Below are 15319 nucleotides of genomic sequence, written 5' to 3' on the forward strand. Positions count from 1 at the left end.
TTGCAAATAAACGAAAGTAGAAGCCTACCAACTGAAATTCCTATAATTGTTGAGGATGAGCTATTTTTATATCCATTTATGATAACTCCGCTTTTTTTAAGCGATGAAGAAAATTTAAAGGCACTTGAACTTGCTATACAAGAGGAGACTCCGATCCTTGTAGTGCCTACAAAACCTCAACAAGATGGCGCTAGAGATTTTGAGGGAATATATGATGCTGGTGTGATCGGCACTATAATGCGTCGTGTGCCACTACCTGATGGACGTGTAAAAGTACTATTTCAGGGCATCGACAAGGGCAGAATTTTAAAACAATCAGGCATAAATCCGCTCCGTGGTATCGTCGATATGCTTCACGTCAAGCGCCCATCACAGGTCAAAACTGATGCTCTCATCGTTGTTTTAAGAGAAAAAGTAAGAGAGCTTTCGCAGTTTAGCCACTTTTTTCCACCAGATCTTTTAAAGACGATCGAAGAGAGTGCTGAAGCGATCAGGGTTTGTGACCTGGTTTCAAGTGCACTTCGCCTAAAAAAACAGATTGCCTATAGCTTTTTTGTAGAGGAAAATTTAGAGCAACGCTTGCTAAAACTTATCGACTATGTTATCGAAGAGATCGAGGCAAATAAGCTTCAAAAAGAGATAAAAAATAAAGTCCATTCAAAGATCGACAAGACAAATAAAGAGTACTTTTTAAAGGAGCAGCTAAAGCAAATTCAAGCTGAGCTTGGAGCGGATACGAGCCGTGAAGAGGAGCTTGAAGAGTACCGCAAAAAACTTGATGCGAAGAAAAAATTTATGGCTGAGGATGCCTACAAAGAGATCAAAAAACAAATAGATAAACTTAGTCGTATGCACCCAGACTCAGCTGACGCAAACACTTTACAAAGCTATCTTGACTGGGTTTTAGAAATTCCATTTGAAAATATAGCTAAGAAAAAATCATCCATCACCGAAGTGAGCAAGCATCTAAATGCCGATCACTACAGTCTTGAAAAGCCAAAAGAGCGCATAGAGGAGTATTTTGCCTTGCGTGAGCTTTTGGAGCTTAGGGGTGTTGGCGAAAAAGTAAATAATGGCGCTATTTTATGCTTTGCAGGTCCTCCAGGCGTGGGAAAAACTAGCCTTGCAAACTCGATCGCAAAGGCACTAAAGCGTGAACTAGTTAGGATCGCTCTTGGCGGACTTGAGGATGTAAACGAGCTAAGAGGTCACCGCCGCACCTACATAGGTGCTATGCCAGGGCGTATTGTGCAAGGGCTCATAGAAGCCAAGCAGATGAACCCAGTGGTTGTCTTGGATGAGATCGATAAGGTTGGCAGAAGCTATAGAGGCGATCCGACTGCGGTTTTACTTGAAATTTTAGATCCTGAGCAAAATAACAAATTTAGAGATTATTACCTAAATTTCAATATTGACCTTAGCAAGATTGTCTTTATCGCCACGGCAAATGATGTGAGCATGATTCCGGCTGCACTTCGAGATAGGATGGAGTTTATTGAGCTTAGCTCATACACTCCACAAGAGAAATTTGAGATCGCGAAGAAATATCTCTTGCCTCAGGAGCTTAAAAAGCACGGACTAAAACCAAGCGATGTTAGCATAAGCAAAGATGCACTAGAGCTCATAATCAGCGACTACACAAGAGAGAGTGGCGTGCGAAATTTACGTCGTAGGATCGCTGATATATTAAGAAAAGTCGCCAAAAATATCCTCACCAAAAAAAATGAGGGCAAGATCAGCGTTACGGCTAAAAATTTAAAAGAATTTTTAGAGAAAAAGGTCTATGAGATAGAGCCAGCTGATAAAAAAGATCAGATCGGCTTAGTAAATGGCCTAGCGTGGACTAGCGTTGGAGGCGACGTACTAAGGATCGAGGCTATAAGGATCCAGGGTAAAGGCAGCATGCAAATCACCGGTCAGCTAGGTGATGTAATGAAAGAGAGTGCTCACATCGCATTTAGCGTCGTTAAAGTGCTGATCGATAACAAAAAACTAAAAGTACCAATGGCAATCGTGCCAAAACTAGATGACGACAAGCGCAAGCTCGAAGCTAGCGATGTTTATAGGCGCTATGATCTTCACTTGCACGTACCAGAGGGCGCTGTACCAAAAGATGGACCAAGTGCTGGCATCACGATGGCAACCGCGATCGCATCTATACTAACCGACACAAAGGTAAGACACGACATAGCAATGACTGGTGAGATTACGCTAACTGGTAGAGTGCTGCCGATCGGTGGTCTAAAAGAGAAGCTCATCGCTGCTCACAAAGCTGGCATCAAAACAGCTCTGATACCTCGTAAAAACTACGACCGCGACCTTGTCGATATACCTGCCGAGGTAAAAGGCGACATGAAGATCATTGCCGTAGATACGATAGACGATGTCTTAAAAAACGCTCTTGTAACTAAAAAATAATCCAAATCCTAGCCCTATTTGGCCTCACTTTGGGCTAGGAAATTTTTATAAATATACTACGAAGTAAAAATTTTAGGCTAGCTTGTTTACTCTTGAATAAAAAATAAATTTTAAAACTTTTTTATTCGCTTTGGCGGACTACTAAAATTTGTAAGATATTTTTATAAAATCTAGGTCTTGCAAAGCTCGCTGCTAAATTTAGAGCCGTGATATGCTCGTTCATAAATTTTAAAATTTGATGGATTTTTTGCTGTAAATTTTAGCTATTTATGCTTTGCTTCATGCTCTAAAAGCCAAATTTTAGTTGGTAGGCCATCTCCGCCAGAGTAGCCACCAAGTCCGTTACTAGCTAGTACTCTGTGACAAGGTACAATAATAGGCACTGGATTTTTAGCATTTGCTGATCCTGCTGCTCGGTAGGCATTTTTGTGACCTACAGCAAGTGCTAGGGCCGCGTATGTGGTCGTTTCTCCGTATGGTACTTTTTGTAAGGCCTCGTAAATTTTTGCTCTAAAATTAGTTGTTTTTATATCAAGTCTAATGCTAAATTTTTTAAGCTCACCCTTAAAATAAGCCTCTAGCTCATCAAGGCAAAGCCTTAAATTTTCATCTTTTATCGCTATTTTTTCAAATTTATCTACAAAATTTATCTCACAAATTCCATTTTTACTGGCAACGATCTCTAAAATTCCAATGGGAGATTTTAGGTAAGCTTTTGACACATTTGCTCCTTTAAATTTGAAAATTTGGGCAAATTTTACTTTAGTTTGTTTTGCTTTTTGATAAAATGCAAGCAAAACTAGCGATTTTTAGACCAAAAATAACGAGCAAAAAACCACAAAGGAATTTTATGAGCTTTTTTACCGACTACAAAAAACACGTGAGCGAGCGAGAAAAAGAGGGCGTGCCACCGCTTGCGCTAAATGCCAAGCAAACAAGTGAAATTTGCGAGCTAATAAAGTTTGCCAGCAAGTCTAGTGGCGATGAAAAGGCGCAAAGCGAGCTAAAATTTCTTATAAGTTTGCTTGAAACTCGCATCAATCCTGGCGTTGATGATGCTGCAAAGATAAAGGCAAACTTTCTTGGTGAAGTGATAGATGGACTTGCTGTTGGCGGTCTTGACGCTATGCGTGTCATTAAAATTTTAGGCAAGATGCTTGGCGGATACAATGTAGAAATTTTGGTGCGAGCTCTAAAAAATAGCGACGAAACTATCGCAAGCACTGCCGCAAATGAGCTAAAAAATATTATCCTGGTGCATGAATATTTTGACGAGATGGTAAAACTAAGTAGCAACAATAAATTTGCAAAAGAGGTGCTTGTTTCTTGGGCAAATGCAGAGTGGTTTACGCATAAAAAGCCAATTGAAGCCTGTATAAACGCTGTCGTTTTTAAGGTACCAGGTGAGACAAATACTGATGACCTAAGTCCAGCGAGCGAGGCATATACAAGGGCTGATATACCACTTCATGCAAAAGCAATGCTTGTAAAAAAGATGCCTGAGGCTCTAGAAATTTTAAAAGAACTTAAAGCTCGTGGTAAAAAAGTGGCGTATGTTGGCGACGTAGTTGGCACTGGCAGCAGCAGAAAGAGTGGTATAAACTCGATCCAGTGGCATTTGGGCGATGAGATAGAGGGTGTGCCAAACAAAAAAACGGGCGGCATCGTGATTGGCACGACCATAGCTCCGATATTTTTTAACACAGCAGAAGACAGCGGTGCGTTGCCGATAGTTGCAAATGTAAATGAGCTTGAGATGGGCGATGAGATAGAAATTTATCCATTTAAAGGCGAAATTTATAAGCTTATTGGCGGCGAGAAAAAACTCGTGGCAAATTTCAAACTAAACCCAAATACTCTAAGTGATGAGATAAGAGCAGGTGGTAGGATACCGCTTATGATAGGACGCCAAGTGACCAAAAAGGCTAGAGAAGCACTTGGGTTAGGCGAGGAGCAAATTTTTATAAAGCCAGACCAGCCAAAGGAGCAGAGCGGTGGCTATACGCTGGCTCAAAAGATGGTCGGCAAGGCTTGCGGCGTAGCTGGTGTTAGAGCTGGGGCTTATGTGGAGCCAGAAATTTTAACTGTTGGCTCGCAAGATACAACAGGGCCGATGACTAGAGATGAGATAAAAGAGCTTGCTAGTCTTAGTTTTGGCACGGATTTTGTTCTGCAAAGCTTTTGCCACACGGCCGCATATCCAAAGCCAAGTGATCTTGTGATGCATGAGAACTTGCCAAAATTTATAAACTTGCGTGGTGGTGTGAGTTTAAAGCCAGGCGATGGCGTCATCCACTCGTGGCTAAACCGCATGGTACTACCTGATACGGTGGGTACTGGCGGCGATAGTCACACGAGATTTCCTATTGGCATTAGTTTTCCAGCGGGAAGTGGTCTAGTGGCGTTTGCAGCGGTACTTGGAATGATGCCACTAAATATGCCAGAGTCGGTTTTGATCAAATTTAAAGGCGAGCTAAAAGAGGGCGTGACGCTTCGTGATCTTGTAAATGCGATACCGTATTTTGCGATAAAAAAAGGGCTTTTAAGTGTTGAGAAGAAAAACAAAAAGAACGTTTTTGCAGGTAAAATTTTAGAGATAGAAGGGCTTGAGAATCTAAAAGTAGAGCAGGCGTTTGAACTAAGTGATGCTTCAGCTGAACGCTCGGCTGCGGCTTGTGTGGTAAATTTAAGCGAGGCTAGCGTTGTGGAGTATATTCGCTCAAACGTTGCGCTAATAGACGCAATGATAAAAGCTGGTTACGAAAGCCGTGAGACCCTGCTTAGACGAAAAGAAAAAATGCAAAAATGGCTTGAAAATCCAACCCTTTTAAGAGCCGATAAAGATGCAAAATACGCTGAAATTTTAGAGATCGACCTAGCTCAGATCGATGAGCCGATCCTGGCGTGTCCAAATGATCCAGATGATGTGGCTACTTTAAGTGAAATTTTAGCTGATAACAAAAGAGTGCATAAGATCGATGAAGTTTTTGTGGGAAGCTGTATGACAAATATCGGCCATTACAGAGCACTTGCTAGAATTTTGGAGCGTGAGAGCAAGCTTACAACTAGGCTTTGGATCGCACCGCCGACAAAGATGGACAAAAAAACTCTTGAAGATGAAGGCGTTTATGAAATTTTTAAAAGATTAAATGCAAGAACAGAAGTGCCAGGCTGCTCGCTTTGCATGGGCAATCAAGCAAGAGTAAACGACAATGCAGTGGTATTTTCTACTTCAACTAGAAATTTTGATAACAGAATGGGTATGGGTGCGAAGGTCTATCTAGGAAGTGCCGAGCTAGCTGCTGTTTGTGCGCTACTTGGGCGTTTACCAAACATCGATGAGTATAAAAGTATAGTAAGAGAAAGTCTTAGTTTAAACAAAGATAAAATTTATAAATATCTAAATTTTAATGAAATAAGTGAGTTTAGTATATAAATTTGTTACAATATCGCGGAATTTTAAGGAGCTTTGATGAAAAAAGTAGGTTTTTTTCTCTTTTTTAGCGTTTGTTTTTTGATAAATCTACACGCTTTAGAGTGCAGTGATCTTGCCAAAAAAGAGAGCTTTAAAACTACTCCAAACGGGCTTGCATATATAAATGAGAGTCTATTTTATTGCGATGGCTCACTTATAAATTTACAAGAGATAAAAGAGCTTTTTGATACTAGTATAGCTGTGAGAAGCGAGTCTCAAAGCTGTGTCGGCGATGGCGTTTATAAAGAAAATTTAAATAAGCTTAGATGGCTTTTGCTAAAAGCGTCATTCGCACCTGAATTTTATGCAAAGGAGCTTGAAAAGCCTGATATTGCCGAAGAGCAAAAAGATGCTAGGATGGAGTATTTTAGATACTGGGCAAATGAAAGTTTGTTTAATTTTTTAAAATATAAAAAATTTTTAGAAGCCTATAAAAATGCTCAAACTCCGCTTGTAAAATTTTATGAAAGCCTTGGACTTGATACGCCAAGTGCTGCGTATTACGTAACCAGCGTAGTAAATGAGTTTTTGACATTTAGTGTTGGCAAAAATATAAATAAGGCTAAAATTTTAACCCCTGAACAAAAGATGATCGCCCAAAAGATAAGTTTTGATGAGCTTGCAAATTTGCTTTACTCGAAAAATTTCAGTACCGCTGAGCTTACAAATTTGCTTAATATTGCACTTTTGAATGAAAAGAGTGGCGATATGATAAAAGAGATCATAAGGCGTGGAGCGGATGTAAATTTAGGTGATGAGACGCCGCTATTTTTTGCGCTAAAAAATATAGAAAATGTAAAAATTTTACTTGCAAATAAAGCTGATGTAAATCATAAAAATTTCTTTGGAAAAAGTGTGCTTTTTTATGCTGTGCAGTTTAGCGATAAGCCACTTTGTGAGCTTTTGCTAAAAAATGGTGCCAATGTAAACGAGAGTTACATAGACGAAAATGCCAAGATGAATATGATAAATTTGGGTATGACGCAAGTTGAAGATACATGCGGTCTAGAACACACAAATAGAAGTGTTTTTATGCATGCAGCAGCTCACGCAACACCAGAAATTTTAAAACTTTTGATGGATAATGGTGCTGATATTAATGCCACTGATGACGCTGGATTTAACGCGCTTGACTATGCCATGAAAGAACAAAACGAAAAGACAATCAAATTTTTAGAAAACTTGGGTTTAAAACCAAATTTTAATTAGGAAAAATCATGAAAAAGACAGCTTTTGTAACCGGTGCAACATCTGGATTTGGCGAGGCGATCGCCAGAAGACTCTCAAAAGAGGGCTACAAGATAGTCGCTCTTGCAAGGCGAGAAGATAGGCTAAAGAAGCTTGCAAGCGAGCTTGGCGATACGCATATCATCGTAGCTGATATACGTGATAAAGAAGCTGTTTTTAAAGCGGTTGAGAGCTTGCCTGATAAATTTAAGGACATTGAAGTGCTTGTAAACAACGCTGGCATGGCACTTGGACTTGAAAAGACGATAGATGCGAAGGTAGAGGACTTTGAGACGATGATAGACACCAACGTCAAGGGTCTTATCTACTCTACAAAGGCGGTTTTGCCGCTACTTTATAAACAAGAAAAGGGCTATATCTTTAACCTAGGCTCGACAGCTGGCTCATGGCCGTATCCTGGAAGCAACGTTTATGGTGCCACAAAGGCCTTTGTGAAGCAGTTTAGTTTAAATTTAAGAAATGATTTAGTCGGCACAAATATTAGGGTGACAAACATTGAGCCAGGGCTTTGCAAGACTGAATTTAGCGAGGTTAGATTTAGGGGAGATAAGGCAAAGGCAGATAGCCTTTATGAAAATACAAATTTCATCACATCTGAGGATATCGCGACGATTTTGGTAAATTGTCTAAATATGCCCGGAAGTGTCAATATAAACAGAGTCGAAGTCATGGCAAATACGCAGACTTGGGCTGGGCTTGCGATAGAAAAATTTTAAGGAGTTCTTGTGAGACAAATTTTATTATTACTTTTTTTTAGCGTTGCGCTTTTTGGTGTCGATCCAGAAGTGGCAAAGAGAAACGCTGAAATTTATGGCGTATTTACGCTTATACCGCCTGTTGTGGCAATAGCACTTGCTTTTATCACAAAAGACGTTATATTGTCGTTATTTATCGGTGTTTTTAGCGGAACGTTTCTTATAAATATCATCAATGAAAACATCTTTATGGGCATCGTAAAAGGCTTTACAGGTATCGTCTCAAGGGTCGTTGAATCAATGGCTGATAAGACTGATTCTGGTATCTTGCTTCAAGTGCTTTGTATCGGTGGTGTGGTCGCACTCATCACAAAGATGGGCGGTACAAAGGCGGTTGCCCTTTGGCTTAGCAAAAAGGCAAAAACAGGTATCTCAGCTCAAATTTCAACATGGCTCATGGGAATTTTTGTATTTTTCGATGACTACGCAAATGCCTTAATCGTAGGTCCTATCATGAGACCAATAAGTGATAAATTTAAAATAAGCCGCGAAAAACTAGCCTTCATCATAGATGCTACTGCGGCACCGATCGCTGGCATAGCTATCATCTCGACATGGGTTGGCCTTGAGGTTTCACTCATTGAAAAGGGCTATGAGCTAGTTGGAGAGACTGGAATTAACGCTTATTCTATATTTATCGAGACAATTCCATATAGATTTTACAACCTTTTTATACTATTTTTTATAGTTTGTACTGCCTTGATGCAACGTGAATACGGCCCAATGCTATTAGCTGAAAGACGTGCCAGAAAGGGCGAACTTCACTCAGGTAAAACCCAAATCCAAGACCTAGAAGATAAAACACTTGAGCCAAAAGAAGGCGTAAAACTAAGCGCCTCAAACGCTGTCGTGCCACTTCTTGTGCTAGTTATTGGTGCTTTTACTAGTTTTTACTTTAGTGGCCTTGCTGCACTTGAGGGTGATGCTCTTAAAAATGCACTTGAGCACCCACTTGCATTTTCTACTTTTAAAGATACTTTTGGTGAGGCAGACTCAGCTACATCGCTATTTCAAGCAGCGTTACTTGCTAGTATTGTAGCTATCACAATGGGCGTTTGGCGTAAAATTTTTGACGTAAAAGAGGCTATCAGCACATGGGTAAAAGGCTGGAAAACTATGATAATTACAGTTGTGATCTTACTTCTTGCGTGGAGTCTTAGCGCTGTTATAAAAGAGCTTGGTACATCAAGATATCTGGTTGATCTACTAAGCTCATCAACACCTAAATTTATCCTACCAGTGGCTGTTTTTATCCTTGGTTCATTTATAAGCTTCTCAACAGGAACAAGCTACGGCACGATGGGTATTTTGATGCCTTTAGCTATTCCACTAGCTTACGCTGTTGGTAAAAATTACGGCTTAGACGGAGATGCTATGCATGCATATATGATTGTAAATATATCAGGCGTACTTACAGGTGCGATCTTTGGTGATCACTGCTCTCCGATCTCGGATACTACGATACTTTCATCAATGGGTGCAGGATGTAACCACATCGACCACGTCTCTACACAAATGGTCTATGCTTTAAGCGTTTGTGCGGTGAGTGTGTTAGTCGGCTATCTACCTGTTGCATTTGGCGTTAGCGTTTGGATAGCACTTCCATGCGGATTTTTAGCGATTTGGGCATTAGTTAGATTTGTCGGTAAAAAGGTGGAAGCATAAATTTGGATTGCAATTATCTAAAAGAGTGCGGCTCTTGCACTCTTTTTACTCCTTATGATGAGCAAATTTTATTTAAAACTGATCTTGTAAAACAAAATTTTTCAGAGTTTTATGATGGCGAATTTGATGTGTTTGGCTCCAATCCAAAGCACTACCGCACGAGAGCTGAGTTTGGCATCTGGCACGAAGGTATTAAGCTTAGCTATACTATGCATGCAAGCGAAAAAGGTAAGAGAATTTTTATAAATGAGTGCCCAAAGGTTTGCGAGCAAATTTCTACTCTTATGCCAAGTTTACTTAAAAGTTTGCAAGAGAGTGAGACGCTGCGTACAAAGCTTTTTGGAGTAGAATTTATCTCTTGCAAAAGCGGCACTTTAGTCACGTTGCTTTATCACAAAAAGCTTGATAGTGAGTTTGAAACAGAGATTAAAAATTTAGCCAATAAGCTTAATATCACCATACTTGCTAGATCTTGCGGGCAAAAGCTGCTAAGTGGTGAGCTAAATTTGATAGACGAGCTAAATATTGGAGGGCAAATTTATAAATTTAGCCTCTCTGAGAATGCCTTTATCCAGCCAAACAGAGCAGTAAATGAAAAGATGATAGCTTGGGCTAAAGAGTGCGTGCAAAGCAGCGATGACCTCCTTGAGCTCTACTGCGGACATGGAAATTTTACCATTCCGCTTTCGTTTAAATTTAAAAACGTTCTTGCCACTGAAATTTCAAAAAGCTCGATCGCAAATGCCATTAAAAACTGCGAGCTAAACGAGGCTAAAAATATCAAATTTTTACGAATGGATGCTGATGAGCTTATGAGTGCATTTGCTGGCGTTAGGGAATTTAACAGGCTAAAAGAGATAAATTTAAGCGACTTTAACTTCTCGCACGTACTTGTCGATCCGCCTCGTGCAGGACTAAGCGAAAGTGTCGTAAATTTCATCAAAAATTTCAAAAATATCATCTACATTTCGTGCAACCCAGAGACTTTGAAAGAAAATTTAAATGAGCTTTGTAAAAGCCATAAAGTGATAAAATTTGCCATTTTTGATCAGTTCGCAAACACTCATCACATCGAGTGTGGCGTGCTACTAAGGGCAAAAGAATAATTTTAAAAAGGAAAATTTGAAAAAAATGGTTTCACTAAATAAAATCATCCAAGCAAAGATCACGATCGGTCATTTTGTGACTAAGACCCCATTTGCGCTGAGTGCAAAGCTTAGTAAAATTTTAGGCGCAAGTGTTTACCTGAAAGAAGAAAATTTACAAAGAACTGGCGCATATAAGATAAGAGGTGCGTACAATAAAATAGCTAGCCTAAGTGATGAGGAGAGAAAACGTGGCGTTGTGGCTGCAAGTGCTGGCAACCATGCTCAAGGAGTAGCTATAAGTGCAAAGGAATTTGGCGTGCATGCTTGCATCATCATGCCAGAGTCTACGCCACTTCTAAAGGTTGCTGGCACAAAGGACCTTGGCGCAGAGGTCATCTTAAAGGGCGACAACTTTGATGAGGCATACGCTTTTGCGGTCAATTATGCCAAAGAAAAAGGCATGACCTTTGTTCATCCATTTAACGACGAGTACGTCATGGCAGGGCAGGGCACTGTGGGGCTTGAGATGCTTGATGAGATCAGTGACCTTGACATGGTCATCGTCCCAGTTGGTGGCGGAGGGCTAGCTAGCGGCGTGGCAAGCTGCATAAAGCAGGTCAATCCAAAGACAAAAGTGGTCTGCGTTGGTGCAAAGGGTGCTCCAGCTATGTTTAATAGCTATGGTGCTAAAAAGAGCATAAACTCAAAATCAGTCCGCACCATAGCAGACGGCATAGCTGTGCGTGACGCTAGCGAGATCACACTGGCAAATATCGTTGAGTGCGTAGATGAGTTTGTGCAAGTCGATGACGAGGAGATTGCGACTGCAATTTTGTTTTTGCTAGAGACGCAAAAGATCGTAGTTGAAGGTGCTGGTGCAGCAGGTGTAGCAGCACTTATGCATGATAAGATAAAATTTAAAAAAGGTGCAAAGATAGGCGTGGTGCTAAGTGGCGGAAATATCGATGTGCAAGTTCTTTCTATCATTATAGAAAAGGGTCTTATTAAGTCTCACCGCAAGATGACATTACAAATCACTCTTGTAGATAAGCCAGGAGCGCTCATGAGCCTAACTGATAGCCTAAAATCAGCAAACGCAAACATCGTGAAGATTGATTACGACCGTTTTTCAACAAGGCTTGATTACGGTGACGCTAATATCACGATCACGCTTGAGACAAAGGGCCTTGAGCATCAAGAAAAGATCAAAGAAGTTCTTACTAAAAACGGTTTTTCTTTCACTCAACTATTTTAATTTAATGGCTCGCTACCCTTTAAAGTAGCGAGCATAACTTCTACTAAAACAATATCTCAAATTTTGCATTTACGCTGTTTGACTTCACATCTTTAGCAAAAGCACCTGTGTAAGATAGGCCCAAATTTATATTTTTATAAACATTTGCTTTTATACCAAGGCTAGCTGTGCCAAGATCGCGTACCTCTTTTCCTTCAAGTTCCAAGTATCCAGCATTCGCGATATTTACGCCGATATTTGCTCTTGTATCGCCGACTAGTCTGTTGTAGGCTACATCTGCTTCAAATTTCATCTTCATGTTGCCAAGACTAAATGGCACACTAGGATTTAAGCCTAAGCTAAATATGCCTAAATTTCTAGCTTTTTCATCAACGTCCATTCTGAAAATTCCTACATTTTGGCTAGTGCTATCAGTTTTCATACGTAGATAGCTTGCGCCCACATAAGGATTTAGTGAGAAATTCGCACTATTAAAGCTAGTTAGTGCCAAATTTGCGTAAGTAGTAAGTGCTTTTTCTTTGCTCTTTACGTGTTCATTTGAGTAAAAGCTTGCGATTGTAGCACCATTTTGTGTTTTTCGTTTTGCATTTGTGTATATGAGACCGAGGTCTAGTTTTGTACTGGCGATCTGGCTTTTTCCGTAGATGCCAATGCTTGTGCCTTTTGTTTTATAGGCATCATCGCCATCTTCTTTTACTTTTTCGTTGCTAGCACCAAGCACACCACCAAGTGTGAAAGCATCATTTACGCTACCGTCAAATCCAAAAAGCTGGGTGAATGAGTTTGCTTTTACATCATCAGATTTCATAGCGTTAGCCATGGTATTTGACCAAAATTTCATGCCACTCGCATCGATTGCTTTTGCACTGAATGGATCAAATTCATGGTTGATGATTGCATTTTTGAGCAAGATGTTTTCTAGTAAAAATGCATTATGTTGAGCTAAATTTGCATTATTTGCAAATGTTTTTAGTGTGTCACTTGCTTGTTTTGGTGTAGCGTAGATGAAGTGTCTATACAAGTCGCTCGTGATGACTGCTGGTCTACTTCTAAACGGAGAAGCGAGGAGTGATGGCCTGCTAGCAGTGCTCTCTATGAGCTGTGCTACTCTCTTTTGGTTATCGTTAGCTGCGATACTTGTCATCGTGTTTTCTGATTTTTTGAATGTGAGCTCTAGCTTGCTGTCACTATAATTTCTAGTAAGGTCAAAAAATGCGTATTTTTTTGAGATGGTGTCGTTGTAGCCACTAAAATTTCCAGTTACGGCGTAAGTTTTTTCCTTTGAGCTATCATCATAGAGTCTTTTCATGACATCTACATCTGGCTCGCTTATATCTATAATAGAGTTCTTCTCAAAATTTAGATTTAAATTTGCTGCATTATTTGAGATGATATAACTACCACCTGTTTTTATAGTAGCTTTTACTGTGTCACTTGTACTTTTTCTAGTTACATCTTTAAAAGATAGCTTTTGAGAAAATTTATTTTTATCAATCTCTCTAACGCTCATCTCTTTAACAATCTCAAGTGCACCACCATTTTCAACTACTACTTCGCTTGATTTTAGTGATTGATTTAGTGCTGTGATTTTGCCACTTTTTATTATAGTCTTGCCAGTGTATGAGTTGTTACCTGCTAGTTTTAGAGTGCCTAGACCTCTTTTGATAAGAGTCCCTTCATAGCCTTCGTTAGCTCTTTGTTCTCTCGCTTTTTCTCTAGCATTGCCTATATCAAGTTCAGCCCTTTGCTCGGCTGTTAAATTTGACATTTGTTTAAGTTCGGCCTTGCGATTAGCCCAAATTTGTGCCTCTGCTTCATCTTCAGTCTTTCTATATTTTATAGCTACATCGCTGATATTATTTGAGTAAAGATCATCTACGTCTAGACTTACATCAAATACACCTAGCAGCTGTCCTGGTCCAAACATAGCCTTTGACATATCAAGTACTCCCCAGCCCCAGCGCTCATCAGGTACGCCAAGTGGTGCAGTAAAACCAGAAATTCTTCTTGTATCAGCTGGCTTTTTAAACTCATCTCTAACTTGTCTTGCGGTAGTTAGTAGAACATCTCTTGCTTGAGTATTACTCATATATGAATATCTTTGCATGACAAGACCAAGTGCGCCAGTGACGTGTGGAGCTGCCATTGATGTACCATCCCAGCTGTCATATCCTGCCTCTCCATTTTTAGGATCAACTGTGCTTGATTTTATACTTTTACCAGGTGCTGCGATACTCCACCATTTTGAGTGACCTGCTGTGTTAAAGTATTGTGCATCGCCATCTGTCACTCCAGTGACGTTTATCCAGTATTTTTCAGCATCTGGACGAAAATATGGAAGCATTGCTCTTGTGTATGACTCTTTCATGCCATTTCTATTTCCGGCAGTGAAGACTTGAATGATGCCGTATTTTTTGGCGACTTCATAAGCAGCATCTATGAAATTTTTGCCTTTTGTAACAAATGGATAGTAGCTTTTATAAGCTGCATCAAGGTCTTTTATATCTAAGCTATTGCCGCCATCAAATCCAGTTGCTCCCTCATAAGCTTTATAAAATTTGCGGTTTGAACCCCAACTATTATTTATAGCTCTTGCACCACCTTTGGCTAGTCCCTCATAAGATGCTAAAAAGAAGTTGTAGTCTTGGTTTGGTCCATATGTCATACCGTCGGTTCCGCCAGTATTTCCTACTATAAGTTTTGAGCCAAATGCTACACCATGCATCCCTTTGCCATCTCTTGAGCCAGCAATTGTGCCAGCTACGTGTGTGCCGTGCGAGTCGTTTACACCAGCGATCCAGTTGCCATCAGCCTCAAATTTTTCACCTTTTTTAAAGTCGCCAAAGTCAGCTCTGTTTTTGTCATTGCTTCCTTTTTTTAGATAAGGTGAGTTGCCGTACTCAGTATCTGGATATTTTTGTCCGTCTTTGTAGTAGCTACCAGAAATTTTTAGTGCGCTTATCCTACCGTCACTAAGTTCAGGGTGGCTAAGTAATGCGCCAGAGTCCATAACACCAAGCGTCACACCTTTGCCTGTCGCTCCAAGAGCATAAGCGATAGCTGCGTTTATACGCTTTAGTCCCCAGTATGCTTTATACTCAGCGCTCTCCCAGCTGCTTATGTCGCCAAATTTACCACTTTCTTGATCGTTGGCATTTAGTGAATTTGCAAACAAAAGAGCACAACAAGCCGCGCTTATCAAAATACATTTTTTGTTTAAAATGGGTCTTTTCACATCTTATCCTTTGCATAAAATTTAAAAGGATTGTAATATGCTTAAAATAAATTATTAATTAAAATATTAAAATTTATGATAAAATTTACTTTAATAATCCCTTTTTACGCTATTTTTACTATAAGATATGAAAAAATGATCAAGATATTATCACAAAAGTATTATTAATTACATTTATAT

Annotated in this window: 9 protein-coding genes; 7 read left to right on the plus strand and 2 right to left on the minus strand. The window is 39.8% G+C overall.

Annotation, left to right across the window (positions count from 1 at the left end; all coding sequences use genetic code 11):
* Positions 1-2418, plus strand: coding sequence for an endopeptidase La (gene lon, locus ACTTKV_RS02025; RefSeq protein WP_442549005.1), 2418 nt, complete (start codon positions 1-3; stop codon positions 2416-2418).
* 263 nt (positions 2419-2681) lie between these two features.
* On the opposite strand, the gene ACTTKV_RS02030 is transcribed toward lon, so the two are convergent.
* The gene (locus ACTTKV_RS02030) at positions 2682-3140 is read right to left on the minus strand and encodes a methylated-DNA--[protein]-cysteine S-methyltransferase (RefSeq protein WP_442549006.1); all 459 of its coding nucleotides are present in this window, start codon (positions 3138-3140) and stop codon (positions 2682-2684) included.
* A 128-nt stretch (positions 3141-3268) separates the two neighbouring features.
* Between ACTTKV_RS02030 and ACTTKV_RS02035 the strand changes: the two genes are divergently transcribed.
* Genes ACTTKV_RS02035 through ilvA form a run of 6 tightly spaced genes read left to right on the plus strand, consistent with a single transcriptional unit; the run spans position 3269 to position 11904 of the window.
* On the plus strand, positions 3269-5854 hold the full coding sequence (locus ACTTKV_RS02035) for a bifunctional aconitate hydratase 2/2-methylisocitrate dehydratase (RefSeq protein WP_442549007.1): 2586 nt from the start codon (positions 3269-3271) through the stop codon (positions 5852-5854).
* A gap of 36 nt (positions 5855-5890) precedes the next feature.
* Positions 5891-7102 (plus strand): ankyrin repeat domain-containing protein, encoded by a 1212-nt coding sequence (locus ACTTKV_RS02040; protein WP_442549008.1) that lies wholly within the window; start codon positions 5891-5893, stop codon positions 7100-7102.
* Between the two features lie 8 nt (positions 7103-7110).
* Positions 7111-7857: an SDR family NAD(P)-dependent oxidoreductase gene (locus ACTTKV_RS02045; RefSeq protein ID WP_151227539.1), complete on the plus strand. Its 747-nt coding sequence runs from the start codon at positions 7111-7113 to the stop codon at positions 7855-7857.
* A 9-nt stretch (positions 7858-7866) separates the two neighbouring features.
* Complete coding sequence (locus ACTTKV_RS02050) at positions 7867-9561, plus strand: Na+/H+ antiporter NhaC family protein (RefSeq protein WP_442549009.1); 1695 nt, start codon at positions 7867-7869, stop codon at positions 9559-9561.
* Positions 9562-9563: 2 nt separating this feature from the next.
* On the plus strand, positions 9564-10667 hold the full coding sequence (trmA, locus tag ACTTKV_RS02055) for a tRNA (uridine(54)-C5)-methyltransferase TrmA (protein WP_442549010.1): 1104 nt from the start codon (positions 9564-9566) through the stop codon (positions 10665-10667).
* Between the two features lie 25 nt (positions 10668-10692).
* Positions 10693-11904, plus strand: coding sequence for a threonine ammonia-lyase (gene ilvA, locus ACTTKV_RS02060; protein ID WP_149716782.1), 1212 nt, complete (start codon positions 10693-10695; stop codon positions 11902-11904).
* A 43-nt stretch (positions 11905-11947) separates the two neighbouring features.
* Here ilvA and ACTTKV_RS02065 read toward each other — a convergent pair whose 3' ends face one another.
* The gene (locus ACTTKV_RS02065; RefSeq protein WP_442549011.1) at positions 11948-15139 is read right to left on the minus strand and encodes a S8 family serine peptidase; all 3192 of its coding nucleotides are present in this window, start codon (positions 15137-15139) and stop codon (positions 11948-11950) included.
* Between the last annotated feature and the right edge of the window lie 180 nt (positions 15140-15319).

This window comes from Campylobacter sp., from assembly GCF_052169515.1.
In the GTDB taxonomy this organism is placed as follows: Bacteria; Campylobacterota; Campylobacteria; order Campylobacterales; family Campylobacteraceae; genus Campylobacter_A.

Bases quoted from the DNA above. Each gene is read 5' to 3' on its own strand.
- ACTTKV_RS02045 (WP_151227539.1), top strand. From the start codon at position 7,111: ATGAAAAAGACAGCTTTTGTAACCGGTGCAACATCTGGATTTGGCGAG.
- ACTTKV_RS02035 (WP_442549007.1), top strand. From the start codon at position 3,269: ATGAGCTTTTTTACCGACTACAAAAAACACGTGAGCGAGCGAGAAAAA.
- ACTTKV_RS02040 (WP_442549008.1), top strand. From the start codon at position 5,891: ATGAAAAAAGTAGGTTTTTTTCTCTTTTTTAGCGTTTGTTTTTTGATA.
- ilvA (WP_149716782.1), top strand. From the start codon at position 10,693: ATGGTTTCACTAAATAAAATCATCCAAGCAAAGATCACGATCGGTCAT.